This window comes from Nonomuraea angiospora, assembly GCF_014873145.1.
In the GTDB taxonomy this organism is placed as follows: Bacteria; Actinomycetota; Actinomycetes; order Streptosporangiales; family Streptosporangiaceae; genus Nonomuraea; species Nonomuraea angiospora.
Window position 1 is genome coordinate 6,276,317 of sequence record NZ_JADBEK010000001.1, and the last position, 26,485, is coordinate 6,302,801.

25 protein-coding genes are annotated in these 26,485 nt (G+C 69.3%); 11 read left to right on the forward strand and 14 right to left on the reverse strand.

What is annotated here, in order from left to right:
• Window positions 1–3 precede the first annotated feature (3 nt).
• From H4W80_RS28265 to H4W80_RS28280, 4 genes are all read right to left on the reverse strand, one after another.
• The gene (locus tag H4W80_RS28265) at window positions 4–2,955 is read right to left on the reverse strand and encodes a UPF0182 family membrane protein (protein ID WP_192787854.1); all 2,952 of its coding nucleotides are present in this window, start codon (window positions 2,953–2,955) and stop codon (window positions 4–6) included.
• Window positions 2,956–3,084: 129 nt separating this feature from the next.
• The gene (locus H4W80_RS28270; protein ID WP_192787855.1) at window positions 3,085–4,131 is read right to left on the reverse strand and encodes a YlbL family protein; all 1,047 of its coding nucleotides are present in this window, start codon (window positions 4,129–4,131) and stop codon (window positions 3,085–3,087) included.
• A 10-nt stretch (window positions 4,132–4,141) separates the two neighbouring features.
• Window positions 4,142–4,567, reverse strand: coding sequence for a molybdenum cofactor biosynthesis protein MoaE (locus tag H4W80_RS28275; RefSeq protein ID WP_192787856.1), 426 nt, complete (start codon window positions 4,565–4,567; stop codon window positions 4,142–4,144).
• Window positions 4,568–4,653: 86 nt separating this feature from the next.
• Window positions 4,654–5,727, reverse strand: coding sequence for an NAD-dependent epimerase/dehydratase family protein (locus H4W80_RS28280; protein WP_192793783.1), 1,074 nt, complete (start codon window positions 5,725–5,727; stop codon window positions 4,654–4,656).
• 79 nt (window positions 5,728–5,806) lie between these two features.
• On the opposite strand from H4W80_RS28280, the gene H4W80_RS28285 reads away from it, so the two are divergent.
• Genes H4W80_RS28285 through H4W80_RS28295 form a run of 3 tightly spaced genes read left to right on the forward strand, consistent with a single transcriptional unit; the run spans window position 5,807 to window position 8,657 of the window.
• The gene (locus H4W80_RS28285) at window positions 5,807–7,081 is read left to right on the forward strand and encodes a zinc-dependent metalloprotease (protein WP_192787857.1); all 1,275 of its coding nucleotides are present in this window, start codon (window positions 5,807–5,809) and stop codon (window positions 7,079–7,081) included.
• Complete coding sequence (locus tag H4W80_RS28290; protein ID WP_192787858.1) at window positions 7,078–7,638, forward strand: NUDIX hydrolase; 561 nt, start codon at window positions 7,078–7,080, stop codon at window positions 7,636–7,638. The genes H4W80_RS28285 and H4W80_RS28290 overlap by 4 nt, the downstream gene beginning before the upstream one ends.
• Before the next feature lie 32 nt (window positions 7,639–7,670).
• Window positions 7,671–8,657, forward strand: a complete 987-nt coding sequence (locus tag H4W80_RS28295; RefSeq protein ID WP_192787859.1) for an endonuclease/exonuclease/phosphatase family protein — start codon at window positions 7,671–7,673, stop codon at window positions 8,655–8,657.
• Here the strand turns inward: H4W80_RS28295 and H4W80_RS28300 are convergent.
• The 3 genes from H4W80_RS28300 to H4W80_RS28310 all read right to left on the reverse strand — a co-directional run bounded on the left by H4W80_RS28300 (window position 8,644) and on the right by H4W80_RS28310 (window position 10,447).
• Window positions 8,644–9,228: a hypothetical protein gene (locus H4W80_RS28300; protein WP_192787860.1), complete on the reverse strand. Its 585-nt coding sequence runs from the start codon at window positions 9,226–9,228 to the stop codon at window positions 8,644–8,646. The genes H4W80_RS28295 and H4W80_RS28300 overlap by 14 nt on opposite strands.
• Entirely contained in the window at window positions 9,225–9,656 is a 432-nt protein-coding gene (locus tag H4W80_RS28305; protein WP_185078319.1) for a M48 metallopeptidase family protein, read from the reverse strand. Before H4W80_RS28305 ends, H4W80_RS28300 begins: the two co-directional genes overlap by 4 nt.
• 647 nt (window positions 9,657–10,303) lie before the next feature.
• Window positions 10,304–10,447, reverse strand: coding sequence for a hypothetical protein (locus H4W80_RS28310; protein WP_192787861.1), 144 nt, complete (start codon window positions 10,445–10,447; stop codon window positions 10,304–10,306).
• Window positions 10,448–12,179: 1,732 nt separating this feature from the next.
• Here H4W80_RS28310 and H4W80_RS28315 point away from each other — a divergent pair.
• Complete coding sequence (locus H4W80_RS28315; RefSeq protein ID WP_192787862.1) at window positions 12,180–12,752, forward strand: hypothetical protein; 573 nt, start codon at window positions 12,180–12,182, stop codon at window positions 12,750–12,752.
• Window positions 12,753–12,808: 56 nt separating this feature from the next.
• The gene (locus tag H4W80_RS28320) at window positions 12,809–14,149 is read left to right on the forward strand and encodes an ABC1 kinase family protein (RefSeq protein WP_225963708.1); all 1,341 of its coding nucleotides are present in this window, start codon (window positions 12,809–12,811) and stop codon (window positions 14,147–14,149) included.
• Window positions 14,150–15,244: 1,095 nt separating this feature from the next.
• Here the strand turns inward: H4W80_RS28320 and H4W80_RS28325 are convergent.
• Window positions 15,245–15,988 carry an SDR family NAD(P)-dependent oxidoreductase gene (locus H4W80_RS28325; protein WP_192787863.1) on the reverse strand — a complete coding sequence of 248 codons (744 nt, stop codon included), beginning with the start codon at window positions 15,986–15,988 and terminating at the stop codon, window positions 15,245–15,247.
• Between the two features lie 201 nt (window positions 15,989–16,189).
• Here H4W80_RS28325 and H4W80_RS28330 point away from each other — a divergent pair, with 201 nt between their 5' ends.
• From H4W80_RS28330 to H4W80_RS28340, 3 genes are all read left to right on the forward strand, one after another.
• Complete coding sequence (locus tag H4W80_RS28330) at window positions 16,190–16,573, forward strand: DoxX family protein (RefSeq protein WP_192787864.1); 384 nt, start codon at window positions 16,190–16,192, stop codon at window positions 16,571–16,573.
• Window positions 16,574–16,870: 297 nt separating this feature from the next.
• On the forward strand, window positions 16,871–17,020 hold the full coding sequence (locus H4W80_RS28335; RefSeq protein WP_192787865.1) for a hypothetical protein: 150 nt from the start codon (window positions 16,871–16,873) through the stop codon (window positions 17,018–17,020).
• A complete protein-coding gene (locus tag H4W80_RS28340; protein WP_192787866.1) occupies window positions 17,017–17,940 on the forward strand; it encodes an RNA polymerase sigma-70 factor in 924 nt (307 codons plus the stop codon). Before H4W80_RS28335 ends, H4W80_RS28340 begins: the two co-directional genes overlap by 4 nt.
• Before the next feature lie 137 nt (window positions 17,941–18,077).
• Here H4W80_RS28340 and H4W80_RS28345 read toward each other — a convergent pair whose 3' ends face one another.
• Window positions 18,078–18,707 carry a TetR/AcrR family transcriptional regulator gene (locus H4W80_RS28345; RefSeq protein WP_192787867.1) on the reverse strand — a complete coding sequence of 210 codons (630 nt, stop codon included), beginning with the start codon at window positions 18,705–18,707 and terminating at the stop codon, window positions 18,078–18,080.
• Window positions 18,708–18,785: 78 nt separating this feature from the next.
• Between H4W80_RS28345 and H4W80_RS28350 the strand changes: the two genes are divergently transcribed.
• Entirely contained in the window at window positions 18,786–19,385 is a 600-nt protein-coding gene (locus H4W80_RS28350; protein ID WP_192787868.1) for a hypothetical protein, read from the forward strand.
• A gap of 633 nt (window positions 19,386–20,018) precedes the next feature.
• On the opposite strand, the gene H4W80_RS28355 is transcribed toward H4W80_RS28350, so the two are convergent.
• The 4 genes from H4W80_RS28355 to H4W80_RS28370 form a co-directional block, all read right to left on the reverse strand.
• The gene (locus H4W80_RS28355) at window positions 20,019–20,183 is read right to left on the reverse strand and encodes a hypothetical protein (RefSeq protein ID WP_192787869.1); all 165 of its coding nucleotides are present in this window, start codon (window positions 20,181–20,183) and stop codon (window positions 20,019–20,021) included.
• 64 nt (window positions 20,184–20,247) lie between these two features.
• Entirely contained in the window at window positions 20,248–20,517 is a 270-nt protein-coding gene (locus tag H4W80_RS28360) for a WhiB family transcriptional regulator (protein ID WP_185068409.1), read from the reverse strand.
• 554 nt (window positions 20,518–21,071) lie between these two features.
• Window positions 21,072–21,941, reverse strand: a complete 870-nt coding sequence (gene tesB, locus H4W80_RS28365; protein ID WP_192787870.1) for an acyl-CoA thioesterase II — start codon at window positions 21,939–21,941, stop codon at window positions 21,072–21,074.
• 76 nt (window positions 21,942–22,017) lie between these two features.
• On the reverse strand, window positions 22,018–24,054 hold the full coding sequence (locus H4W80_RS28370; RefSeq protein ID WP_192793785.1) for an ATP-dependent DNA helicase UvrD2: 2,037 nt from the start codon (window positions 24,052–24,054) through the stop codon (window positions 22,018–22,020).
• Window positions 24,055–24,205: 151 nt separating this feature from the next.
• Here H4W80_RS28370 and H4W80_RS28375 point away from each other — a divergent pair, with 151 nt between their 5' ends.
• Both H4W80_RS28375 and H4W80_RS28380 read left to right on the forward strand, forming a co-directional pair.
• Window positions 24,206–25,102: an alpha/beta hydrolase gene (locus H4W80_RS28375; RefSeq protein ID WP_318787093.1), complete on the forward strand. Its 897-nt coding sequence runs from the start codon at window positions 24,206–24,208 to the stop codon at window positions 25,100–25,102.
• A gap of 99 nt (window positions 25,103–25,201) precedes the next feature.
• Entirely contained in the window at window positions 25,202–25,450 is a 249-nt protein-coding gene (locus H4W80_RS28380; RefSeq protein ID WP_192787872.1) for a mycoredoxin, read from the forward strand.
• On the opposite strand, the gene nudC is transcribed toward H4W80_RS28380, so the two are convergent.
• Window positions 25,451–26,425 (reverse strand): NAD(+) diphosphatase, encoded by a 975-nt coding sequence (gene nudC / locus H4W80_RS28385; protein WP_318787094.1) that lies wholly within the window; start codon window positions 26,423–26,425, stop codon window positions 25,451–25,453.
• Between the last annotated feature and the right edge of the window lie 60 nt (window positions 26,426–26,485).

The window sequence follows — 26,485 nt, forward strand, 5'->3', positions numbered from 1 at the left end:
GAGCTAGGACGTGCCCGCCGCTTGCGATCCCGTAGGCGATGGCGAGCCCGAAGGCGTGGCCGGCGGCGAGCCTGACGGGGTCGCCGACGGGGTGGCGGATGGGGTGGCCGACGGGGTCGCCGAGGGCTTGGGCTGCTGGGCGTTGGCCCCCTCCAGCGCCTTCAGCGCCTCCTCCAGCCGCTTCTGCGCCTCGCCGTAGGCGTCCCAGTTGGGCGGACTGGACTGCAGGGCCTTCTGCGCGTCCTCGTACGCCTTCTTGGCGTTGGCGATCGCCGAGTTGATCGCCGTGTTGGCCTGGTTGGGGACGTTCTGCTCGGTGGGGGTGTTCGGCTGCTGTTGCTGGCCGCCGAAGACCTCCGCGAGCGCCTTCTCCAGGTCCGGCCCGACGCCGATCTTGTTGCCGTACGACACCAGGACCCGTTGCAGGATCGGGTACGGCTCCTGGCCCCCGCCCGCGGCCACCTGGACGTACACCGGCTCGACGTAGAGCAGTCCGCCCGCGTACGGCAGCGTCAGCAGGTTGCCGTACCGGAGCGACGAGCTACCCACGCCCATCACGTTGAGCTGACCGGCCAGGCGGCTCTGGAAGGCGTTCTGCACCTGCCCGGGGCCCGGGATGGGCGTGTTGGACGGCATGCGCAGGATGCGCAGCCGGCCGTAGCCGGAGCCGGCCGACGAGTCGACCGCCATGAACGCCGACAGGTTGGCGCTCCCCTGCCGCGGCACGAACGTCGTCGTCAGCGAGAACGTCGGCGTGCCGCCCGGCATCGTGGTGGTCAGGTAGTAGGGCGGCTGCTTGATGTTCTTGTCGTTCTGCGTGGGGTCGCCCGGGACGTTCCAGAAGTCCTGGCCGCTGTAGAAGGCGGCGGGGTTGGTGATGTGGTAGCGCGACAGGGTGTAGCGCTGCACCTTGAACAGGTCTTCGGGGTAGCGGACATGGTTGCGCAGGTCGGCGCTCATCTCCGAGGCCGGGCGGATGATCCCCGGGAACGCCTTGCTCCAGGTCTTGAGCAGCGGGTCGTTGGTGTCCCAGCCGTAGAGCGTGACCGTGCCGTCGTAGGCGTCGACCGTGGCCTTGACGGAGTTGCGGATGTAGTTGATCTTGTCGCTCGGCTGCTGGGCGATCACGCGGCGGTCGGTGGACGCGTCGCGCGTCATGTCGCCGAGGCTCTCGCTCTGCGAGTACGGGTAGTCGTTGGACGTCGTGTACCCGTCGAGGATCCAGGTGATGCGCCCGTCGACGATCGCCGGGTAGGGGTTGCCGTCGAGCGTGAGGAAGGGCGCGACCTTCTGGACCCTGTCGCGCGGGTTGCGCACGTACAGGATCTGGGAGTTGTCGTTGATGTCGCCCGACAGCAGGATGTTCGCCTCGCCGTATTTAGCGGCGTAGACGAGCCTGTTGATGAACGAGCCGACGCGGACGCCGCCCTTGCCGTCGTAGGTGTTGTTCGCCTGGCCCGTGCCGCCCGTCTGCGGGTAGTCGAGCTCCTGCGGGTTCTTCGGGTTGCCGCCCGCGATGACGTACTCCTCGGCGGACGGCTCCTCGCCGAAGTAGACGCGCGACTGGCGCAGCCCGGTGGTGTTCACCAGAGGGCCGGTGACCGGCATGTCCTTGGCGTCGTAGTTGGGCAGGCCGCCGCCGTCGACCTGGTTGCCCGGCGCGGCGACGAAGCCGTAGCCGTGGGTGTAGACCAGGGCCCGGTTGATCCAGTTGTTCTGGCCCTCGGGCGGACCGGTCATCTCGCGCACGCCGACGACATGGTCGACCAGCTTGCCGGTGCTGTCAGGGTAGCGGTCGACGTCGAGCGTGTCGCCGAAGTTGTAGAAACCGCGGATGCGCTGTGTCTGCTCGTACGTCGAGGACAGCAGCGCCGGGTCGAGCAGCCGGACGCCGGAGACGGAGGCGTCGCCCTCCTTCTGGACCTTGGACGGGTCGGACTCGGCGTTGTAGTTTTCGACCTCGGTCTTGTCCAGGTTGTACGCCTCGCGCGTGGCGTTGATGTTGCGCTGGATGTAGGCCGACTCCTTGCCCTGCTGGTTGGGCTTGACCTGGAACTGCTCGACCAGCGCCGGGTAGACGCCGCCGATCAGGATGGCCGAGAGCACGAGCAGGCCGGCCGAGACGCCGGGGAGCATGCCGCCGGGCCGGAAGATGCCGGCGAAGAACAGGGCGGCGCAGATCAGCGCGATGATCGCGAGGATGGTCTTGGCCGGCAGGACGGCGTTGACGTCGGTATAGGAGGCGCCGTGGACGAACCCGCGGTCGGAGAAGACCAGGCCGTAGCGGTCGTAGAAGTAGGCGACGGCCTTCAGCAGGACGAAGACGCCGAGCAGCACGGACAGGTGGATGCGGGCCGCCCTGGACGCGTGCACGCCCGGCGACTGCAGCCGGAACCCTCCGTACAGGTAGTGCGTGATCGCCGCCAGCACGATCGAGATGATCACGGCGGTGAACAGGAAGTTCAGCACCATCCGGATGAACGGATAGTCGAACACGTAGAACGAGATGTCCTCCTTGAACAGCTCGTCCTGCTTGCCGAACGACTCGCCGTTGATGAACTTCAGCCACGTCTCCCACTGGCCGGCGAACGAGGAGCCGGAGAAGAGTGCGAACAGGCCCATGCCGACAATGAAGATCAGCTTGCGGTGGGGGTCGAGCGCCATGCGGTAGCGGTCGGCGCCGCTGCCCCCGCCGAACATCGCGGGCCCGAACATCGGCCGCGTCCGGAAGGCCAGCAGCATGTTGCCGCCCGCGATGCCGACCATCAGCAATGCCCCGACCAGGAACAGCACGATCTCGGTCAGCAGGACGCCGGAGAAGATCGTTGTGTAGTTGGCCGCGTCAAACCATAGATAGTCGGTATAAATTCCGGAAAATAGGAAAAATAGCGCCACGATCGCCACCAGAGCGATCGCCACAGGCAGAAGCAGTCTCGGACGGCGGGGCAAGCGCATCGCCCTACCGGCTCCTGGGGTCCGGAAGCTCAAGGCCAACCCCTCGTCGTGATGAAGAAACGGTCCGTGTCTGGCAACCTACACCGCAGGGCCAGCCCTACGGCTAACGCACGGCGAGCTCCAGAAGTTTCATCCGGCCTCGCACGCGGGCACGTTGCCCTTGCCGGTGCGCAGCGCGTCGAGCGCCAGCACCGCGTCATGCAGCGTGTCGGCCCTGACCAGCCGGAGCCCGTCGGGCACGGCTTGCATGGCCTCGGCGCAGTTGTCGGCGGGCGTCAGGAAGACCGTCGCGCCGGAGTCTTTCGCGCCCACCATCTTCTGGGCGATGCCGCCGATCGCGCCGACCTCGCCCGACGGCTGGATCGTGCCGGTGCCGGCGATCCGCTTGCCGCCGGTGATCTCGCCGGGCGTCAGCTTGTCGACTATGCCGAGCGAGAACATCAGCCCCGCGCTCGGCCCGCCGACGTCGCCGACGTTGATGTCGACGTCGAACGGGAACTTGTACTTGGCCTGCATGACCACGCCCACGAGGGTCTGCCCCTTGGGGCCGGCCACGGTGGGCACGGTGACGTCGAGCTTCTGGCCTCCCCTGGTGACGGAGAAGGCCACGTTGTCGCCCGGTTTGTGCGCCTTGACCGCGTCACCCACGACGTCGACGTCCTTCGCGGGCTTGCCGTCCACGGAGTTGATCTCGTCGCCCTTCAGCAGCTTGCCGTCGGCGGGCCGGCCCTTTTCCGTGGAGACCACGGTCACGACCATGTTGAAGGGGATCTTGAGCTCGTTGAGGGCGGCGGCCCTGGCGGAGTCCTGGGAGTTGGTCATCTCGACCGTGTTCTCCTCCTCGACCTCCTTGGGGTCGCGGTTGGGAGCGAAGATGGTCTCCTGCGGGACCACCGCCACGGTCGGGTCGATCCAGCCGCGCAACGCCGTCAGCAGGTCGATCTGGGCGGCCGGGCCGCCTTGGTAGGCCACCGTGACCAGGCTCAGCGCGCCGCTGGTCGGGTATGTCTCCCGCCCCTTGATCGAGATCACGGGCTTCTTGTCGACCTCGCCGATCGTGTTCTCGGTCGGGCCGGGGCTCAGCACGACGTACGGGACCGGACTGAACGCGCCCACCACGCCGAGCGCGAGCACGAGGAATCCCGCGAGCAGAAGGGTCAGGGCGCGTCGTGACATGTCGATGAGCTTATTCGCCGGCGCCGACCCATTCGGTCTCACCGTCGGCGAACACCTGGTGTTTCCAGATGGGGACGTTTGCCTTGAGGTCGTCGATCAGCCGTCTCGAGGCCTTGAACGCCTCGTCCCTGTGGGGTGCGGCCACCGCGACGATGACGGCCGCCTCGCCCAGCTCCAGGTCGCCCACGCGGTGGACGGCGGCCAGCGCCGTCACGGGGAAGTCGGCGGCCACCTTCTCGGCGACCTGCCGCAGCTCGGCCTCCGCCGAGGGGTGGGCCGAGTAGGAGAGCCTGGTCACCGGCTTTCCGTGGTCCTGCTCGCGCACGGTGCCCACGAAGACGGCGGTGCCGCCGGCGGCGTGGTCGCCCACGGCGGCCAGCACCTCGTCGGTGGAGAGCGGGGTATCACGAATGCCGAGCAAGCGGATGACGTCCACGCAAAGAGCCTACCAACAAGAAATCCGCCCGCTGGACTGCCGAAACGCCATCGTTCCTGGTCAAAGCCGGGTTGGCGGCGAATTTCTCAGGCGCGCCGCTTCTTGCGCACCTGGCGGACGATCGCCGCGGTGCCGATGACGGCCACGGTGGCGCCGGCCGCGGTGAGCGTGGCCTCCTTGACGGGCAGGCGCCGGCCGACCACGGTCGTCCTGTTCTCGCGCAGCTCCAGGAGCTGCTCGAACGCGGCCTCGTTCGTCCACGAGGGCTTCCAGCCCGCCTCGCGCAGCGCCGTGCAGTCGACGACCCACGGGTAGACGACGTAGTGCAGGTCGGTCGCCGGGGCCGGCGTGATGCCGAGCCGGTGGAGGCGCTGGGCCGTGCTGAACGTCAGCCCCGCGGGCAGCTCGAACCTGCGGATGTTCGACAGCTCCTCGACCTGCTCCTGCTCCATCCATCCGTCGGAGCCGACGGCGACCACGCCCGTGACGGCGCCGCGGGCGGCCAGCTCCAGGGCGGAGACCAGGTCGTCGATGTGGCAGAACTGCCAGCGCGGGTTGCAGCCCTTGACCGTCAGGAGCCTCGGCGACTCGAAGTGACGGGTGATGACGGTGTCCGCTCCCGGGCCGACGACCGCGGCCGGGCGCAGCACGGTGACCTCCAGGCCGGGGTGGCTGCGCAGCGACCGGCGTACGAGGGACTCGATCTCCAGGTAGTCGCCCACGACGCCGGTGTCGGGCTCGGCCGCCACGGGGGCGTCCTCGGGCAGGGGCACCTCGTTGTCGGGCGCGGCGCCGTACACCATCGCGCTCGTGACCAGCACCACACGCCGCACGCGCGCCGCCGCGCTGGCCGTCAGCACCGTCTGGGCGGCCCGCAGGTTGTACGCCCGCCGCTCGGACGGGTCGGAGTCGACGGCGTAGTCACCGGCCAGGTGGACCAGGACGTCGATGTCGGAGATCCGGTTCGCCAAGAGCGGATCCCGTACGTCGATCACTCTCCACGTGGCTTCCCCAACATCTCCGCGCTCCTCGTCAATGGCCACCACCCTGCGGAAATCCGCGGAGGATACGAGCCTCGCGAGCAGCTCTCGGCCTATGCCGGAGGCCGCTCCGGTGACGGCGACTACGGGTTGGCTCGGGCGTTTCGAGGTAGGCACCAGGTCCTCACTTTGCACTGATCCGCCGTAGGACGACTAACGTGGCGGATGTGGACTCCTCCATCCTGCACGAGGTAGAGCGGTGACTGACCTGCCAGGTCGCGAAAACGACCCTAACGAGAACCCGTTCGCCATGTTCGGCAACCCTGAGCAGATGGCTCAGGCGATGCGCCAGTTCGCCGACATGCTGTCGGCACCGCAGGGCTCAGGCCCTGTCAACTGGGACATGGCGAAGAACATCGCCCGGCACGCCGTGGTCGCCCAAGGCGATCCGAGCGTCATGGAAGGCGAGCGCCGTCAGATCGTCGACGCGCTGAGCCTGGCCGACCTGTGGCTTAACGAGGCGACGACGCTGCCCAGCGGCGTGTCCAACCCGCGGGCCTGGAGCCGGTCCGAGTGGATCGAGAACACCGTCCCGGTCTGGCGCAAGCTCTGCGAGCCGATCGCGGAGCGCATGGTCGAGACCATGGGCGGCGCGCTCGGCGGATCCGGGCTGCCTCCCGAGGCCCAGCAGATGGCCGGCCCGCTGCTCGGCATGCTCAAGCAGATGGGCGGCATGATGGTCGGCCAGCAGATCGGGCAGGCGCTCGGCTCGCTGGCCCGCGAGGTGGTCGGCACCACCGACATCGGCCTGCCGCTGTCCGACACGGCCGCGCTGCTGCCGGGGGGCATCGCCTCCTTCAGCGAGGGCCTGGAGATCCCGTCCGACGAGATCAGGCTCTACCTGGCGCTGCGCGAGGCCGCGCACCACCGGCTGTTCCAGCACGTCCCGTGGCTGCGCTCCCACCTGCTGGGCGCGGTCGAGGAATACGCCAAGGGCATCACGGTCGACACCTCGGCGCTCGAAGAGCAGATCCGCGGGCTCGACATCAACAATCCTGAGGCGATCCAGGAGGCGCTGAGCGGGGGCAACCTGCTCAAGCCCGAGGAGACCGAGCGGCAGAAGGCCGCTCTGGCGCGGCTGGAGACGATGCTCGCCCTGGTCGAGGGGTGGGTGGCCACCGTGGTCGACCGGGCCGCCGAGGGCAAGCTGCCCTCCGCCGTGGCGCTGGCGGAGACCGTACGCCGGCGGCGCGCGACCGGTGGGCCCGCGGAGCTGACGTTCGGCACGCTGGTGGGGCTGGAGCTGCGGCCCCGGCGGCTGCGTGAGGCGGCGGCGCTGTGGCGCGCGCTGGAGAGCGAGCGCGGGATCGAGGGGCGCGACGCGCTGTGGGGCCACCCCGATCTCATGCCGACGGCCGACGACCTCGACGATCCCGACGCGTTCGTACGCGGTGAGGCCGCCTGGGACATCTCCCAGCTGGAGGCCAAGCCGGAGGACAAGGACGACGAGGACGACAAGGGCGACGAGAGTTGAGCCTGCACGGCGACGCGGTGGCGGTGCTGTCCGCGTGGAGCGCGCCCACGCCCGAGGAAGAGGCGTTGCGCCTGGAGTTCCTGGAGCATTTGCGGGCGCATGACGACGCGATGCTGCGGGAATGCGTACCGGGGCATCTGACGGCGACGACGGCGGTGCTGTCGCATGACGGCACGCAGGTGCTGCTCACGCTGCATCCGAAGGCCAAGATGTGGCTGCCCATGGGTGGCCACTGCGAGATTTCCGACATGTCGCTCGCGGAGGTTGCTCTGCGGGAAGCATGGGAGGAGTCGGGAATTTCCGGGCTTGAGCTGCTACCTGGGCCGCTCGCGGTCGACAGGCACGAGGTGTGGTGCCATCCCCCGCGCAGCTGGCATCTCGACGTCGAGTACGCGGCCGTGGCCCCGCCCGGCGCCGATGCCGTGATCAGCGAGGAGTCGCTCGACCTGCGCTGGTTCCCCGTGGACGCGATCCCCGAGCTGTCCGACGAGGCGACGCGGCGGTTGGCCGCACGCGGACGGGCGGCGCTTAGCTCGGGCACACGCGCGTTTGGCTAGAGTCTTTTGCGTCGTTCCAAATAGGGGGCTGCGTGGAGACTTCTGCCGTCGGCGGCACCATCGTGACACCCGGGCGCAAGCGCCGGAAGTTCCCCGCAACGGCCTTGACCTGGCTGGCCGTGACCCCGTTCGCGGCATGGGCGGTGGTGCGGGTGGCCGGTCTGGAGCGGGGGTCGCTGCCCACGCAGATCATGACCGCCACCCCGTACGCCGCGGCCGGCTCGCTGGTCCCGCTCCTGATCGCCGCGGTCGGGCGTAAGCGGGCCGCGACCGCCGTCGCGCTGCTGGCCACGACCGCGCTCGGCTTCAGCGTGCTGCCCAGGGCGCTGGGCAGGGCGGAGGCCACCACGGGCAGGCCGCTGAAGGTCATGACGATCAACATGCTGTTCGGCCGGGCCGACGCGGCGACGATCATGGAGCTGGTACGCGAGTTCCAGCCCGACGTGCTCAGCACGCAGGAGCTCACCCCCGGGGCGGTCACCGACCTCGACGAGGCCGGGCTCAAGGAGCTGATGCCGTACCGCGTGCTGCAGGACGAGTGGAGCGCCGGCGGGAGCGGGCTCTACTCCAGGCATCCGGTGGAGCCTCTGTGGGACGTGATGCCGCCGGTCGGGCATCAGATGCCCGCCGCGCTGATCTCGCTGCCCGGCGGGAAGCCGGTCGAGTTCATCGACGCGCATCCGTTCCCGCCGCTCGGGCCCCAGGTCGTCGAGTGGAACGAGGCCATGGCGGCCTTTCCCTCCGCTTCCCCCGACCGGATCCGGATCATCGCCGGTGACTTCAACGCCTCGCTCGACCACGCCGCCCTGCGCGGGCTGCTGGCTCGCGGCTACAAGGACGCGGCCGACACCGTGGGAGCCGGGCTGATACCGACGTGGCCGGCGAACAAGCGGGTGCCGCCGATCATCACGATCGACCACGTGCTGGTGGACGAGCGGGTGGGGGTGAAGGAGGTCAGCGTGCGCGACGTGCCGAAGACCGACCACCGGGCGGTGCTGGCCGAGCTCACCGTGCCCTGATCAGCGCCCTGGTGCTCTCCCAGCCTTCGAGGCCGGGGTCGAGGCGTTCGACGTCGTCGGGGGTGCGCAGGCGGTGCCAGCCCGGGGTGGTGGCGACCCTGCGGGGGCCCGGGGCCTGGGAGCGCAGGGTGGTCACGATCCGCTCGTCGTCGAGGTCGGGGTCCGCCCAGGTGGGCGGGGGGAGCGCGCAGGCCATGGCCACGGCGCCGCCGTTCTCCGCCGGGCAGACGGTGATCTCTGCTCTGCCGAGCTCCCTGAACAGCTTGCCGACGAGGAGGGGCGGCAGGTCGGGCGCGTCCGCGCTGATCACAGCGGCCTGGTCGACTTTGAGGCGCTCAAGGATGATTTTTAGCGGTTCGTCGTCTTTTATCGTGATTACTTCGGTGCCCGGCCAGACGATCTCCTCCAGCTCGGGAACGCTGGTGATCAGGACCGGGGTGACGAGCTCCAGCCCCGCGACCATCTCGTAGGTGTCCTCCGCCACCGCTTCGAGGAACCGCGCGGGATCCACGCCCGGGGGCGCCGCCTGTGCCATGCGCTGTCGTACCAGGACCGCGGCGATGCGCGTCAACACTCCTCCGGTGCCGTCTGGGCCGCGGCCGAGAATCCCTCCAGAAACCCGCGCGCGCGTTCGGCCTTGGGATACTGTTCTACCAGCGCCCAGAACTTGGTCCCGTGACTGGGCACCAGCAGATGCACCAGCTCGTGGATGATCACGTAGTTGATGACCCATTCGGGCAGGCCCTTGAGCCTGGTCGAGATCCTGATCGTGCCGTTCTCGGGGGTGCACGAGCCCCAGCGGTGCTGCTGGTTGTCGACCCAGCGCACGCTCGCCGGCTCCGCCTTGCCGTCGAGGAATTTCGCTGACAGCTCTCTGGCTCGTTCGAGCAGCGCCTCGTCGGTGGGCCTTCGTCGGCGTTCCTTCGCAGCCAGCCGATCCAGCATCCGGCTCACCCATTCATCTGCGTCTTCGCCACTCAGCCAGGCGGGCAGGAGCACGATCGTCTTGTCGCCGTCGCGGTAGGCGGAGACCGTACGCCGGCGACGAGAACTGCGACGAACCTCGACTGTCTCGGGGGGCACATATGCACGGTAGCCGACCCTGGCGAAATTCCACAGAGGGTGGACGTTGTTTCTGCTGGTCAGATGATTAAGAGCCGGTGAATTTGGGCACGCGGCGTTTCCCGATGGGCGTTGAGCGCCTGATCATCCGGGCGGAGGCCGTGGTCACGGGCCAGACAGAAGATTCCCACCTCAGCACGGCTTCCAAGCCTTGATGGTCTTGGTTCTGGGGTAGTTTGCGGGGTCTTGTGGGGATGGGAGCGTTCTAAATGATCTTCATTCCGGGCCGTCGAGCTTCCGACATTCGGTCATTTTTCGGGAAAGCTTGATTTACCAGACCTTTATCTACGATCCCCGTCCCTGGCCTCCGTGGCAGCTGTCACGTCCCCGCGCCAGGCCCCCGAGGCCACCCTTTCCCGCCCAAGCTGTCGCCTGCAGACCCCAACCACCCCCGCCGCACCATCCACACCGCCCCGTCATGACGCCACCAGCCGCGCTGCACCATCAGCGCCGCACCCATCCGCGCTGCACCATCAGCGCCGTCAGGGCCGCACCGTCCAGACCGCACCATCAGAGCCAGACCATCAGGGCGGCACCATGCGGCAGCCGCTGTCCGAGGCCGCGTTGCGGCCCTCGCCACACAGCTCGCCCGCAACCGCCAGCGCCAGCCCCAGATCCAGCCCTCCTTGTACGGCCTCGCCCGCCATCAGCCGGATATGCCCGCCCATCAACGCTCTGACCTGCTTGCCTCCACAGGCCGCCTTCGGGATCCGTAGTTATCCACAACCACCGCCGAACCCTCCCGGGATCTTGCTCAGGCATGGAACCCTTCCCGCCATGAGGCCACGTGTGAAGCCCGCCCTCCGGCGCATCATCCGCGACAAGCACACTCTCCAGTACGGCGCACACCCTCTCCGGGCCGTCATGTTGAGCGGCCTGACCGAAGCCGTCCGGCAATGGATAGAGGGCCTCGACGGCACCCGCGACCTGGAGTGCGTCCTGAGCGACGCGGCCGCCGCCGGCCTGGACGAGGTCCAGGCCCGATCCCTGCTGGATCAGCTCGCCGCCCAAGGCGCTCTCCACGACGCCGCCACCAGCCCCGCGCCGATCGCCGACCTCTCCTTGGCCGAACGAGACCGCCTGCGACCGGACCTCGACGCCCTCGACCTCGCCTCGACCGCCCCCGACGGCGCGATCGGCCTCATCGCCCGCCGCCGTGAGCGGCGGGTGCGCGTCTATGGAGCGGGCCGGGTGGGCGCCCAGGTGGTCGCCCTGCTCGCCGCCTCCGGAGTCGGCACCATCCGGATCCTCGACCCAGCCACGGCACGCCCGTGCGACATCACACCGGGCGGCCTGACGTGGACGGAGGTGGGCCTCCCCCGTGAGGTGGGCGCCGCGACGATCGCCAGACGACTCACCTCAGGCGGCCACACCCCCACGGCGAGGCACAGTCCGGCCGCCGCCAACACCACACCTCCCGTCCCCCACCACACCGCCCCACCCCAACCCTCCCCGCGTCGACCGCCTGGCGCCGGCACCGTCCCACCCCAACCCACCCTCACCACCGGCACCACCCCGCCCCCGCCCGCTGCCACCGCAAGCACCGCCCAACCTCGGCCCATCGCCACCGCGGGCACCACCGCACGCCAGTCCGCCGCCGCCACTGGCACCAATCCACCTCGGCCCACAGCCGCCGCACCTCAGCCCACCACCGCCGCGGACACCGTTGCACCCCACTCCACCACCACCGCTGGTACCAGCCCACCTCGGCCCACAACCGCCGCACCTCAGCCCACCACCGCCGCGGACACCGTTGCACCCCACTCCACCACCACCGCTGGCACCAGCCCACTTCGGCCCACAGCCGCCGCGCCTCAGCCCACCACCGCCGCGGACACCGTTGCACCCCACTCCACCACCACCGCTGGTACCAGCCCACCTCGGCCCACAGCCGCCGCGCCTCAGCCCACCACCAATGCCGGCGCCGTCCCGCCTCAGCGCATGGCCAGCACAGGCACCGGTTCCACCCGGGCAAGCGACGACTCCCGCGCCGCCGCAAACAGTCGCAGCGCCGAAGGAAGCCCGGCAGCCCAGCCCGCCCAAGCCCAACGCCCGCAAGCCGGGAAAGGCCCTCGCGCCACCCGAGCCACGCCAGGCACCCACGTCCCCCACAGCGATGAAGACCCCCACACCACACGCACGCGTGGGGGCGTCCGCTCCGCTCGAACCGCGGAAGGGGCGCAGCCCACCGGCTCGACAGCTTCCACTCGAACCACACAAAGCGGACAGTCCACCAGCCCAGCAGCTTCCACTGGCACCACCCGAAGCGGAGAGCCCACCAGTTCAGCAGCTTCCACTAGCACCACGCAAAGTGGGCAACCCACCAGCCCGGCAACCTCCATTCGAACCACCAAAAGCGGGCAGCCCACCAGCTCGGCACGGGCTACAGCAGTCCCCACGGTGGACGGAAGCCATCAGGGTGGTCTGGAGCACGAGTCCGACGACAGCGTGTGGCGGCGGCCGTCCGTCAATGCGATGGCGGGAGGCTCATACCTCGGGGATCAGTCGGACCGCCCCGACCTCGTCATCCTCACGCCCGTCGCCCCCCTCGACGGGGTGCTGGTCAACGAGTTGACCTCGCTCGGCATCCCGCACCTCCTGGCCTCGGCCTTCGAAGGGCACGGGACCGTGGGCCCGCTGGTCATCCCGGGCAAGACGGCGTGCCTACACTGTCTGGACCTGACGCGACGGGATCGCGACCCGATGTGGCCGATCGTCACCGCCCGCCTGGGCGGATATCCGCCGGGCGAGATAGCCTGCGACGTCACCCTGGCGACGCTGGTCGCGGCGGCGGTAGCTGGCCATGCGCTTGCTTACCTTGATGGCAGAGAGTCGGCTGTGACCAACGGCACAATGGACGTAACCCCTGATTGGCGCTGGAAAAGACGGTCCTGGACCATGCATCCGCAATGTCGTTGTATGCGAAACAATCCATATTCGCTAAGAATGGTCATGTCTCCTAACCGCGACTGACGTGCTCAGAGGACGACCATGAAGGGGGGAAGCGGTATCTCGTCGAGGTTCCGCGCATGAGGGTGAGCGATCTTCCGCGCCGTGCTGTCACGCGTTCCGCCAAGCTGGCCACCCTTCCGCTCGGTTTCGCCGGCCGCGCCGCTCTCGGGCTGGGCAAGAGGCTCGGCGGCAAGTCCGCGGAGATCGTGGCTCAGGAGGTTCAGCAGCGTACGGCCGAGCAGATCTTCAAGGTGCTCGGCGAGCTCAAGGGCGGCGCGATGAAGCTCGGGCAGGCGCTGTCCATCTTCGAGGCGGCGCTGCCGCAGGAGATCGTCGGTCCCTATCGAGCCACGCTGACCAAGCTTCAGGACGCCGCTCCCCCGCTGCCCGTGTCCACCGTTCACAAGGTGCTCACCGAGCAGTTGGGTGACGACTGGCGGGAAAACTTCCTGTCGTTCGACGACCAGCCGACGGCCGCGGCGTCCATCGGCCAGGTGCACAAGGCCGTGTGGCACGACGGCAGGGAGGTGGCCGTCAAGATCCAGTATCCGGGGGCGGGCAAGGCTCTGCTCGGCGACTTCGCGCAGCTGGCGCGGCTGGGCAAGCTGTTCGGCGTGATGTTGCCCGGCCTCGACGTGAAGGCCGTGCTGGCGGAGCTGCGCGAACGGATCGCGGAGGAGCTCGACTATCTCCGGGAGGCCGAGGCCCAGCACGCCTTCGCGCTGGAGTTCAACGACGATCCCGACTTCCACGTCCCCGATGTGGTCGCGGCCAACGAGATGGTGCTGGTCAGTGAGTGGATGGACGGCACCCCGCTGTCCCGCGTCATCACCGAGGGCACCAAGGAGCAGCGTGACCGAGCGGGCTTACTCTTCGTACGCTTCCTCTTCTGCTCCCCCGCACGGGTCGGGATGCTCCACGCCGACCCGCACCCGGGCAACTTCCGCATGCTGGCCAACGGCAAGCTCGGCGTCCTCGACTTCGGCGCGGTCAACCGCCTGCCCGGGGGCTACCCCAAGGCGTTCGGGCAGCTGACGCGGATCTTCAACGAGGGCGACATGGAGACCGTCATGGCGGGCCTGCGCCGGGAAGGCTTCATCCGCAGCGGCATCGAGATCGATCCGGACGCGCTGCGGGCCTTTCTCGCGCCGTATGTGGAGCCGACGGCGGTGGAGGAGTTCACGTTCAGCCGGGAGTGGCTGCAGGCTCAGGCCGCGAGTGTGACAGATCTGCGGCCTACCAACGTGGTCCGTCAACTCAACCTGCCTGCCTCGTACGTGCTCATCCACCGGGTCCATGCGGCGGGCATCGGCGTCCTCTGCCAGCTGGGCACCACGGCGCGCTTTCGCGACGAGGTGATCCGCTGGGTCCCCGGCTTCACCGACGACCCCAACGACGAGGCCCTTGCCATCGGTTGATCGCCCGACCTTGGGGGCTGATCCGGCGACCTGTTAGCGGGTCACCTTCAGCCGATCCGGCGGCCTGTTGGCGGGTCAGCCCCCGGCCCCTCCGGCGGCCCGTTGACGGGTGAGCCCCCAGCCGATCCGGCGGTCTGTTGGCGGGTCAGCCCTCAGCCGATCCGGCGGTCTGTTGGCGGGTCGCAGGGATTTTACTGAACATCAGGTTAACTTCTGATCTCGCTGTGTAATGATACAAGTGCAAGCCGTTACCCACGCGAAAGGATCCACATGCGCCGATCCGCGCGCCTGCTCACCACCTCCGCGGACCCACTCGCTCCCCCACCCCCCATGGCGCGGGTAGCACGAACGCGGTCAGGACGGCATGAGCTCGCGCACGGTTCGGCGTCGTGGTTCCTGAGGTGAGTGCGGCGCCCTGATGTCCGTGACCGATTCGGCTTCCCGCACGGCCCGTCCGGGTTCGTGACCCCTGGCCGGCTCGGTCCACCAGGCCCGTGCATGTGCCCGTGCCATGCTCGGTGATCCCACCGGCGCTGATGGTCAGCACACCCCCTCCAGGGTGCTGAGCCGGCGCCGGTGGGTGAGCACCACGGCACGTCGTCCGACAGCACCGAGCCGTAGCCTGAGGCCGGGGATCGAGTTCAGGGCGCATCTATCGGCAATGCCGAACCGAGGCCAGGAGCCGAGCACTGCGATCTGGATCCTCCATGGTGGTGGCCGACAGCAGCACCGCGCGCCGTACTGCTTGCTTGAGGGCGAGCTTCAGTGGTTCGCGTACGGCCGGGGCCCGCGCGCACGCGGGCCGACTCTGCGTTGCTTTCGCTCCTTCCACCAGCGCCGCCTCGATCTAGTGAGGACGAAACGATCACTGCGCCGTCAGGAGTGGGCCTTGCCGGGGGCCGTGGGTGACGGCGGCGACGGCCGCGCCGTCCTGCAGCAGCAGGTTCATCACTTGATGTCCCATAACGCCGTTGGCTCCGGTGATCAGGATCGGGATGGTGTTTCCTGGCTCGATGTGCGGATCGCGGCGAGCCGCCCCCCAGTCGGGCAGGTGCCCTGGAGATCAGGTGTCCGCCAGACCGGGGAGGCGTTCAGTCACCAGGCGACTGGGCCAAGGCGGTCGATGAAGATGCCGGTCGGACCGTCGGCGTCGATCATCGCGAGCTTGATGATCGGATCGGTGCCCTCGGTGACCGTCAGCTGGCCGGTGTGATTGTTCATGTCGGTGGCGGTGAACTTGCGGTTGGCGACTTCTCCGGGAGTGATCAGGTTGAATTTGATCTCTGGGAGCGCTTGGGCGTACCGGACGGTGATCATGTTCAGCGCCGCCTTCGACGAGCTGTAGGCGAGCTCGTGCATTTTTGAGGCGGTCTGCTCCGGGTCGGTGACGACCGAGAAGGCACCGACGGCGCTGGACACCATCACCACCCGCGGATTGTCCGCCGCCTGCAGCAAGGGAAGGAACGCATGCGTGACCCTGATCGGTCCGTACACGTTGGTGTCGTAGACGGAGTGGATCTCGTCAACCGTCGCGTCCGCAGGCGCGATGGCCCTTCCCGGCGCGCCGGCGTTGTTGATCAGGACATCCAGTCGGCCGGTGTGTTCGCGAACGAGCCGTACCGCGTCCTTCACCGACTCATCCGAGGTCACGTCCAGCGGGACCATGACCACGTTCGCGCCGCCGTCGGTCAGCTTGGCGGCAGCTTCCCGCCCTCGGCCTTCGTCGCGCGAGCCGAGGAAGATCGTCCAGCCCTGCTCGCCCAGCCGCCGGGCCGCCTCAAAACCGAGCCCCTTGTTGCCGCCGGTGATCAGGACTGTGGTCTGTTCCGAGTTCGTCATGCCCTCTGAGACGAGACACTCCGTTGAGCTGTGACACGGTGTGAGCGTCCTCACAAGCGGGAGCCCGTTACGGGCTGGCAGCCGGTGCCGGGGAGCGGGCGCGCTTGAGAAGGCGGTACGCGCGGGTGGTCGGAGATGTCACTGGCGGGGGTTGCTGTCTCGTCTAGGGAGTGCAGGCAATCCTCTGTCAAGGAGTGGACGATGAACCTCGCGTTGTGGATCGCTGCCGGGCTGCTGGCCGTGGTGGCGGTGAGCGGCGGGATCAGCAAGACGTTCGTGCCCAAGGAGAAGCTGGCTGTGGTCCGTGGCGGGGGGTGGACCGCAGACGCCAGCGCAGGATTCGTCCGGACCTTGGGCGTCCTTGAGCTGTTGGCTGCGGTGGGCTTGATCGTGCCCGCTGTGCTCGACATCGCGCCGGTTCTGGTGCCGGTGACCGCGCTGTGCTGGATTCTGCTGATGCTCGGCGCGATGATCACCCACGGCCGGCGTGGCGAAGCCGCGTTCGTGGTGCTGAATCTGATCTATCTCGCGGTTGCGGCGTTCATTGTGTGGGGCCGCTTCGGTCCCGGGCCTTTCAGCGGGTGACCGGTGGTGACGCGCAGTTTTCGGATCGTCTGCCCCGAGGCTGTGGAGAGATGATCAGGCGCGTGTTCGTGGCAGGTGGGAGTGGGTTTCGGGGCGGCGGTTGATGTCGCAGCTCGTGGTACGAGGTCAACAGGTGGCCGAGGGCCATGAAGACGAGTGGGGCCAAGTTGGGGTTGCCGGCGGAGTCGGGCGTGGAGGGGTGGCGGCGGACAGCCCTGCATTCGATGGGCCTGGACGGCGGATCGGCCCCGGCCCGCGACCTATATGGCAGGGCGCGCGGGAGCCAGATGGAGGCCCATGTGGCCGGCCCTGCTGCTGGGCCGGCAGGTGGCGGTGACGATGATGGGCGAGGGGCGGGGTTTGTCCGACGTCAAGGGCAAGCGGGAGCGCGGCCGGCGGCTGCGCGGGCCCTCGTGGTGGCGGAGTTTCAAGGAGGAGTTGGCATGAGCAGGGCCGAGGAGTTTCAGGGGCTGCGGCCGCTGTTGTTCTCGCTCGCGTACCGGATTCTGGGCAGCGTGAGCGAGGCCGAGGACGCGGTCCAGGAGACCTGGCTGCGCTTCGAGGCCGCCGCGACCGAGCCCAGGTCGACCAAGGCGTTCCTGTCGGCCACGGTGACCCGGATCTCCATCGACGTGCTGCGCTCGGCCCGCGTCCGGCGGGAGGAGTACGTCGGGCCATGGCTTCCCGAGCCGCTGCTCGCCGACCCTTACCAGGACCCGGAGCGGTCTGCGGAGCTGGCCGACTCGTTGTCGATGGCGGCCTTGGTGCTGCTGGAGCGGCTGTCCCCGCTTGAGCGGGCGGTCTTCGTGCTGCGGGAGGTGTTCGACTTCGGCTTTCCCGAGGTCGCGTCGGCCGTGGGGCGTTCGGAGGCGGCGTGTCGCCAGCTGGCGGTACGGGCGCGGCGCCATATGGCCGCAGGCCGGCCCCGCTTCGAGGCGGATCGCAAGGAGCGGGAAGAGCTGGCGTCGCGATTCTTCGACGCCCTCCGCGAAGGCGACGTCGTCGGTCTGCAGAACCTGCTGGCCGCCGACGTGTCGATGGTCGGAGACGGCGGCGGGAAGGCTCCGCAGTTGGCCAAGGCCGTCGTCGGCGCCCAGAACGTGGCCCGGCTGCTCGCCTCCGCCTTCCCCCGGATGGCCCTGGTCGGCGTGACGTGCGAGCCGCACGAGGTCAACGGCCAGCCGGGCGCGATCTTCCGCGACCGGGACGGCAAGGTGCTTCACACCCTGACGCTCGATGTGCTCGATGGGCAGATCCAGACGATCCGCGCGGTGATCAACCCCGACAAGCTCGGGCACCTGGGCTCAGTGGCGGACGCCTGGGCAATCGACCGCGAAGTAAGGCAGGTACGCCGGCCCGTGGAGTAGCCGCGACGAGAGCTGCAGGGAGTTGTCAGCCTGCTGCGGATTCCTCGGCTGCGGCGGCCTGAGTCTTGGCCGGCCGGTAGGAGTCGGTGCCGGTCTCGAGGGGTGTTCTCCCCGGGTGCCGACATCACGCAGGCTGTTCAGGTGAGGCCCGCGAGGAGGGCGTGGACGCCGTCGGTGAGTACGCGTTCGCCTTCCTCGCGCGAGTTCAGGAACCAGCCCGGAAGTGGGCTTCGGAGTGAGCAGGTCAGCTCGATGCTGACGATGCCGTGGATCGTGGTCCACACCAGGTACGCCGCGCGCACCGGGTCGTTCGACTGGATGAGCCCGGTCTGGGCTGCGGCCGAGGTGGCCTGGGTGAGGAGGTCGAAGGTGAGGCCGAGAGCGTCGTTCCGGCGCTGGGGTGACGGGTCGAAGTCGGGGAGCGGGCGCTCGAACATCAGCGCGTAGAGAGCGGGATCCGCCAGCGCGAACTCCCGGTAGCCGCGCGCCACCGCCATGATCCGGGCGAGCGGGTCGGTGTGGCCGTTCAGTGACGTGGTCATGGCGTCGTGAAGGATGCTGAAGCCGTACTCGTAGATCGCTTCCAAGAGGCCGGCGCGGCCGCCGAAGCAGGTGTAGATGCCCATGGTGGAGGTGCCCGCGACGTCCGCGACGCGGCGGAGGGTGAGGTGGAGGGCGCCCTGTTCGCGGAGGACGCGCATGGCCGCGTCGAGCAGGCCCTGGCGCAGTGCGCCGAGTTCTTTCGGGATGCTTACGTCTCGCGGCACCCTCTCACCATATCTGGCGATAACGCGCATCATAACGAGCGTTATCACTTGATATCACCGAGAGAAAGGGCTCCAGAGATGGGTGTCCATCGGGTCACGGCGGCGGCGGGGTTCGTGTGCGCCGTCCTGCTCGTGGTGAACTCGGCCCGACGCGCCGGGTTGCTGCCGGAGACGGCGTTCACGCATGCCATCGCGCCGTTCGGGGCGCTGACGGGTCTCCTCGCGATCACCGGCATCTACCTGGTCATCCGGGGTACGGCAGGCAGTCTCGGACTCATCGGGTACGTGCTCAACTCGGCCGGGCTGGCCGGGGCGTTCGCCGTCGAGTACATCCTGCACTTCGTCTTCCCCTATCTCGGCGCCGGCACGGTCAGCGAGCTGCTGGCCGGGGGCACGGGGCGGGCCTTCCTGGTCACGTCGGCCGTGCTGTTGGCGGGGGTGCTGACCTTCAGCGTGGCGGCGATCAGGAGCGGGACCATGCCCGTCGCCGGCGTGGTGCTCTATGCGGTGGGGATGGTTCCGGGGTCGTTGCGGAGCGTGGTGCCGGTGCCGGTGTATCTGGCCGGGCTCGTGGTGGCGGCGATCGGGGTGGCCTGGATGGCGGCTCGGCTCTGGCGCGTGGAGGAGGAGTTCATCGCGCGTCGGTCACGGACGACGGGCGTACGACCGACGGTCTGAGCGATCACCGGCGGGCCGGGTCGGGGCCTGCAGTGCGGGCTGCGGGTCCGGGTTTGGAGGGCGGGGTTCGGGCTCCGGGCGGCAGGGGCCGAGGGGGCGAGGAGCCGAAGGGGCTGGCGCTGGGGGCCGAAATGCCGAGGGAGCGAAGGTCTGCCGCTGAGGGCCGGGGCGTGGGGCTTGGGGCGGAGCCAGGGCAAGGGGCCAGTGGGGGTTGGGGTGGCTGCGGGGTTGGGGGTGGTGCGGGCGCGTGGGGGGGTGGAGGTGGGCGGGGGTTGGGGGTGCGGGTGGCTGGGGGGTTGGGGTGCGGGTGGCTGGGGGGTTGGGGTGCGGGGGGATGAGGGGGTTGCGGTGGTGCCGGGGGTGCGGCGGTTGGCGTGGTGGCGCGGTTGGGGTGGTGCCCGGGGGTGCGGGGGTTGGCGTGGTGGCGCGGTTGGGGGGTGCGGGGGTTGGGGTGGTGCCCGGGGGTGCGGGGGTTGGGGTGGGGGCGCGGTTGGGGGGGTGCCGGGGTTGGGGTGGTGCCCGGGGGTGCGGGGGTTGGGGTGGGGGCATGGAGAGAGCCGGGCGCTTTGGGCGCCCGGCTCTCCAAGGAGGATCTGTTTGGGAGATCCTGCGCCGGCGGCAGGACCTCCCAGGTCAGATCTGGCGGCTCAGGGCTTCGCGGAGGCGATCGTTCGCCAGCTGGACCTTGCGCCGCGCACGCTGCACACGGGTGACGCGCGCGATGAGGCGTTGCTCCTCCGCCTCGCGGTGGAGGGTTTGTATTCGGTCATTCACCAGGTCATGGATGAGATCCGGCACTGCTCGGCTCCTCGAGATCTGAGTGCTCATGGGTTTGTTCGCTTTCTGGTTGAAGGTGCGGTGTTCAGGCAGCGACCGGGTGCTTGCGGGGACGCCCGCGCGGACGCTTACGGGGAACGACGGCTCCCCTGAGGATGAGTTCGCCGCCCCAGACGCCCCACGGCTCCTCGCGCTCGAGCGCGCGGGCCAGGCAGGCCTTCTGGATCGGGCAGCCGCCGCAGAGAGCCTTGGCGAACTCGACGTCCTCCGGCGACTCGGCGAACCACAGGTCAGGGTCGGTACGGCAGGGGATCTTGGCTTCGTCGATCAGGTCCATGATCGTCTTCGCCCCCATCTGCTTTCTCCTTTTGTCAGATCTTTTTGATCTTGGTCGGACACCTCGTAGGTGGTCGGGAATCACGGACAAATAAGTAAGGCCGCGGATCCGTCTGGGGATCCGCGGCCTGGGGGGCTGTATACGCCGGTCAGGTTGTGACCGGTGTATCCCTCCAGGGTTGCGGACCCCACAGTCCACCCTTGGTGAGCTGGTAGGCCGGCAGTTCGATACGTGCGTTGTAGACAGGAGCAGCTGGCTTGGCAGCGCCGAAGTGGGCGCGCGCGCCGTAGGCGGCGGCCTGGCTACGGGCAGACTTCTCCTGCCGCAGTCTGGCGGGGCCATCGACGAGCCTCACCGAGACACGGCATGCGGAAGCGAGCCACTGCGTAGCTGCCATCTGAATGCTGATCACCGGTGACTCACCTCCACTCTCGAGACCGTCGGACAGTAGTGTCCGACTCGCTTGACCATGACCCTAAACCGGGAACCCGGGAACGGGCAACATATTTTCTACCTGCGATTTTGTTACATTGACCGCGCCTGACGGCCTATTGCTACGCGGCGTGTCGGCACTATTTCGTCAGGCGGATCATGGCCTCTTGGACGACCGAGACCACGAGCTCACCCGACGCGGTGAACATCTCGCCGCGCGCGAGCCCCCGAGCTCCCCCCGACCAGGGGGACTCCTGAGCATAGAGCAACCAGTCGTCGGCCCTGAAGGGGCGGTGGAACCACATGGCGTGGTCCAGCGAGGCGCCGGAGACGTTGGAGGCGCCCCAGGCCATGCCGTGGGCCAGCAGGATCGTGTCGACCAGCGTGAAGTCGGACGCGTACGCGGCCAGCACGACGTGCAGCAGCGGGTCGTCGGGCAGGTCGGCGTGGTAGCGGAACCACACGTTGGTCTGGGCGCTGCGCAGGTCGGGGTTCTTGAACGCCTCCCAGGTGAGCGGCGAGACGTACCTGGCGTCCACCGGGCGGGGGCGGGAGAACCACTCGAGCAGCTCGGGGTGGTCGCCGACCGCGTCGTGCATCCGGTCCCGGAACGTGGGGAGCGTCTCGGGGTCGGGCACCTGCGGCATGACGGACGCCTGATGCGTCACGCCCTCCTCGGGGATGTGGAACGACGCCGACATCGTGAAGATCGCCTTGCCGTGCTGGACGGCGACGATCCTGCGGGTGGTGAACGAGCGGCCGTCGCGGAGGCGGTCGACGTTGTAGATGATCGGGATGGTGGGGTCGCCCGGGCGGATGAAGTAGGCGTGCAGGGAGTGGACGTGCCGGTCCTTCGGCACCGTACGGCCGGCCGCCACGAGAGCCTGGGCCGCCACCTGGCCGCCGAAGACGCGCTGGATGCGCTCCTCCGGGCTCCGTCCCCGGAAGATGTCGAGCTCGATCTGCTCCAGGTCGAGCAGATCCAGCAGCTCCTTCAGCGCCTCGTTCACGTGTCCGTCCCCCTTGGGATCTCGGGTGTTGGGGACCAGTCTGACGTGCCCCTTATATGGGACTAAAGGGGGGCTGTCAGTCGGTGCGGCAGAGAGACAGCACGGCCTCGCCGTAGCGGTCCACCTTGATCTTGCCGATGCCCGCTATCGACAGCAGCTCCTGCTCCGTGGACGGCGCGCGCTCCGCGATGGCCTGGAGGGTCACGTCCGTGAAGACGACGTACGGCGGGATCTTGGCCTCCTTGGCGGTGGCGGTGCGCCAGGCCTTGAGGCGTTCGAGGAGGGCCTCGTCGTAGTCCGCCGGGCACGTGGAGCAGCGCCCCAGCTTCTGCTCGGCCGCCGCCACCAGCGTCTTCGCGCACACCCGGCAGCTCACCGGCGCCGCCACCGCACGCCGTTCGCGGGGCGCGGTCGAGGCGCGGGGCGGGGACGAGGAGGAGGTGCGGGTGCCGAGACCGTCGAGGAAGCGGGAGGGACGGCGGGTCCTGCGGGCGCCGGGGGCGCGGGCGCCGGCCCAGGAGAGGGAGAGGTGCTCGCGGGCGCGGGTGACGCCCACGTAGAGGAGGCGGCGCTCCTCCTCGATCTGCTCCGGGGTCTCGGCGTAGATGATGGGGAGCATGCCGTCGGTCAGGCCGACCAGGAAGACGGCGTCCCACTCCAGGCCCTTGGCGGCGTGGAGCGAGGCCAGGGTGACGCCCTCCACGGGCGGGGCGTGCTGCTCGGAGGCCCGGCGCTCCAGCTCGGCCACGTACGCGGGCAGGTCGGCGCCCTCGGCCGCCAGGTCTTCGGCCAGGTCCGCCAGCGCCTTCAGGGACTCCCACTTCTCCCTGGCCTTGCCGCCGCCCGGAGGGGACGGGGTCAGGCCCACGCCGGCCAGGATGTGGTGGACCTCGGCGGCCAGGGGCTCTCCTGCATAGGCGCGGGCGGCGCCGCGCAGGAGGACAACGGCCTGCCGGACCTCCGGGCGGTCGAAGAAGCGCTCGGCGCCGCGCAGCACGTAGGGGATCTCGGCCTTGGACAGGGCCTCCTCGTACGCCTCCGACTGCGAGTTGACGCGGAACAGGATCGCGATCTCCCGCGACGGCACGCCCTTGTCCAGCAGTTTCCTGATCGCGCGGGCCGCCCCCGCGGCCTCGGCGGGCTCGTCGTCGTAGTCGGAGATCGACGGCTTGGGGCCGTCGGGGCGCTGGGCCACCAGGTCGAGCCGGTGCGGGGATCTGACGATCAGCCGGTTGGCCAGGTCGACCACCTGCGGGGTCGAGCGGTAGTCGCGCACCAGCTTGATGACGGCGGCGTCGGGGTGCTCGACCGCGAAGCCCGTCAGGTAGCGCGGGGTGGCGCCGGTGAAGGAGTAGATCGTCTGGTTGGGGTCGCCGACCACGCAGAGGTCGTCGCGGCCCCCGAGCCAGGTGTCGAGCAGGAGCTTCTGCAGCGGGTTGACGTCCTGGTACTCGTCCACCACGAAATAGCGGTACTGCTGGCGGATCTGCCCCGCGACCTCCTGGTGCTCGGTCATCACGGCGGCGGTCAGCTCGAGGATGGTCTCGAAGTCGACCAGGTGGCGTTCGCGCCTGATCTGCTCGTACGCCTCATAGAGGCGAGCGACCTCCTCCGGCGGGACCGGGGGCGTGCGGTGGTATTTCGCCGCGGCCGTCACGTAGTCCTCCGGCCCGATCTGGGTCACCTTGGCCCACTCGACCTCGGCCGCGATGTCCCGCAACTCGGACCGATCCGGATTTTTCCGGATCTGGCGGCAGGCTTCCACCAGCACCGGCAGCTTGGACTCGATCACCGAGGGCGCCTCGCCCCCGATGACCCTCGGCCAGAAGTAGGTGAGCTGCCGCAGCGCCGCCGCGTGGAACGTGCGGGCCTGCACCCCGGGCGCCCCGAGCGCGCGCAGCCGCTGGCGCAGCTCCCCCGCCGCCCGAGTGGTGAACGTCACAGCGAGCACGCTCCGGGCGTCGACCACCCCGCTGCGGACCGCGTGCGCGATGCGATGGGTGATCGCCCTGGTCTTGCCGGTGCCGGCGCCGGCCAGCACGCACACCGGACCGCGCACCGCCTCGGCCACCGCGCGCTGCTCGGGGTCGAGACCGGCCAGGACGTCATCCACGTTGTTCACCCGTACATCCTCTCAGGTGTAGCGGACAGCCTCTTTATTCTGGCAACATGCGGGCCGACGTATGTTCATAGCCACCAGATGCAAAGAACCGGTCTCTTCCCTCACAATGGGTCCGACCATCTGCATGGGGGAAAGGAAGGCCGTGCGAACTGCGGTTTTCGCGGGCGTGCTCGCGCTCGCTGCCGTCGTGCTCACACCCGTGGCCGCCAGCGCCAACAAGGAGCCGACGCCCGGCCCCACGGACGCCATCGACCAGTACGGGCTCGGCGACTTCGGCTCCGAGACCGTCTCGTACGGCCCCCAGGCACGTCAGGCCATGGACGTCTGGTGGACGCCCGACGGCCAGCAGCGCCCCGGCGTCTTCCTGATCCACGGCGGCTGGTGGTCGGGCGGCGACAAGCGCTACATGAAGGAGATCGTCCGCCAGTACGCCGAGCTGGGCTACACGGTCTTCAACCTCAACTACCGGCTCTCCAGCGACGCGGCGTGGCCCGCGCAGCGCTCGGACGCGCTGGCCGCCATCGCGCTGGCCCGCAAGCACGCCGATCGGTGGGCGTTCGACCCGAGCAACTACGTGGTGGTGGGCTTCTCCGCCGGCGGCCACATCGCGGCGGCCGTGGGCACGTACGGCGACGGCATCTCCGGCCTCAAGGGCGTCGTGGGCCTGTCGCCGATCATCTCGCCCCTGCGCGCCTACTCCGACGGCGAGAAGTCCGACGACCCCAACAAGCGCAAGCTCCGCACGGCCGCCATCCGCCTGGCCGGGGGCTGCGCGCCCAAGGGCAAGTGCTCGCGGATCTGGGCCAGCATGGAGGTGGCCTGGCACGCCAGCCGCAAGGACGCGCCGATGCTGACCGTGCACTCCAAGGACGAGTTCGTGCCGCCGGCGCAGAGCCAGCTGCTCAAGACGATGCTGGGGCAGGTGGGCGTGCCCGTGACGGTGATCACCCAGCCGGGCGTCAACCACAGCAACCCGCTCTACCGTGAGCCCGGGGTGGCCGAGCAGGTGCAGGCCTGGATCGCCGACCGCATCGGCTGAGCGCCCGCGGCGAGGCACCCCCGCCGCCGGAATGAACGTGCGCGGTCCGGTTGTTGCATGGAACGCCTATTTTCCTGACCTCCGGAGGGATCCCCCGACATGGCGCTCACCGTCTACAGCACCACGTGGTGCGGCCCCTGCAAGCGGCTCAAGTCCCAGCTCACCCGCGAGGGCATCAGCTTCAAGGACATCGACATCGAGCGCGACCCGTCGGCGGCGGAGTTCGTGATGAGCGTCAACAACGGCAACCAGGTGGTGCCGACCGTGGTGATCGACACCCCCGACGGCCGCGTGGTGCGCACGAACCCTTCGGCTCTCGAGGTCAAGGCCCTGCTCGGGGCCTCCTGATCACCAGTCGCCGGTCAGCTCGCCGCCGTACCAGGTCTCGATCAGGCGGCGGGCGATCGACACCGGCGGGGGCAGGCGCAGCTCGCCGGACTCCAGCGCCCGCGCCAGCTCCTCGCGCGAGAACCAGTGGGCCTCGGCGATCTCCTCGGCGTCGGGCGTGAGCTCGGTCGAGATCGCGTCGGCGAAGAAGCCCAGCATGAGGCTGCGCGGGAACGGCCAGGGCTGGCTGCCGAGATAGCGCGGGCGGACGACGGTGACGCCGACCTCCTCCGCCACCTCGCGGGCGACGGCGTGCTCCAGCGACTCTCCCGGCTCCACGAACCCCGCCAGGATCGACAGCCGCCCCTCCGGCCACTGCGGGCCCCGGGCGAGCAGGCAGCGGTCATCCTCGTCGCGGACCAGCATGATCACGGCGGGGTCGACGCGGGGGAAGTGCTGGCTGCCGTCCTGCGGGCAGACGCGGATGTGCCCCCCGCCCCTGACCTCGGTGCGGGTGCCGCAGCGCGGGCAGTATTCGTGGGTCGTGTGCCAGGCCTCCAGCGCCACGGCGTAGACCAGCAGGCCGGCGTCGCGGTCGCCGAGCAGGCCCCCGACCTGGCGCAGCCCGGCCGCCACCGGCTCGCCCTCGGGCGTGTCGCGCAGGCTCATGGGGACCGTCACGCGCCCGTTGACGTCGCCCCCGGGAACGCCGGGCAGCGGCGCGGCCACCGCGAAGTAGGCGACGCCGTCCTCGACCCCGAGCAGGTAGCGCTCGCCCGGCGGCGCGTCGGCCGGCGCGTAGAGCACCGCCTGCACCGCGTCTCCCGACCGCCGCACCAGCGTGTGACCGTCGTCGATCACCAGCACCCTGGTCGACGGATCGGTCCACGCCCGCTCCAGCCACTGCTCGTTGGCCCGCAGCGCCGAGGATCTGTCGATGGTGCCGCGTGCCAGAAGCAGAGGCCCGATGAGTTGCTCTTCCGCGGTCGTCTCCACAGGCCGTCCCCTCCCGAAATCCCCTGTCATCCTATGACCTCGCAGTTAGCCGGCGATTAC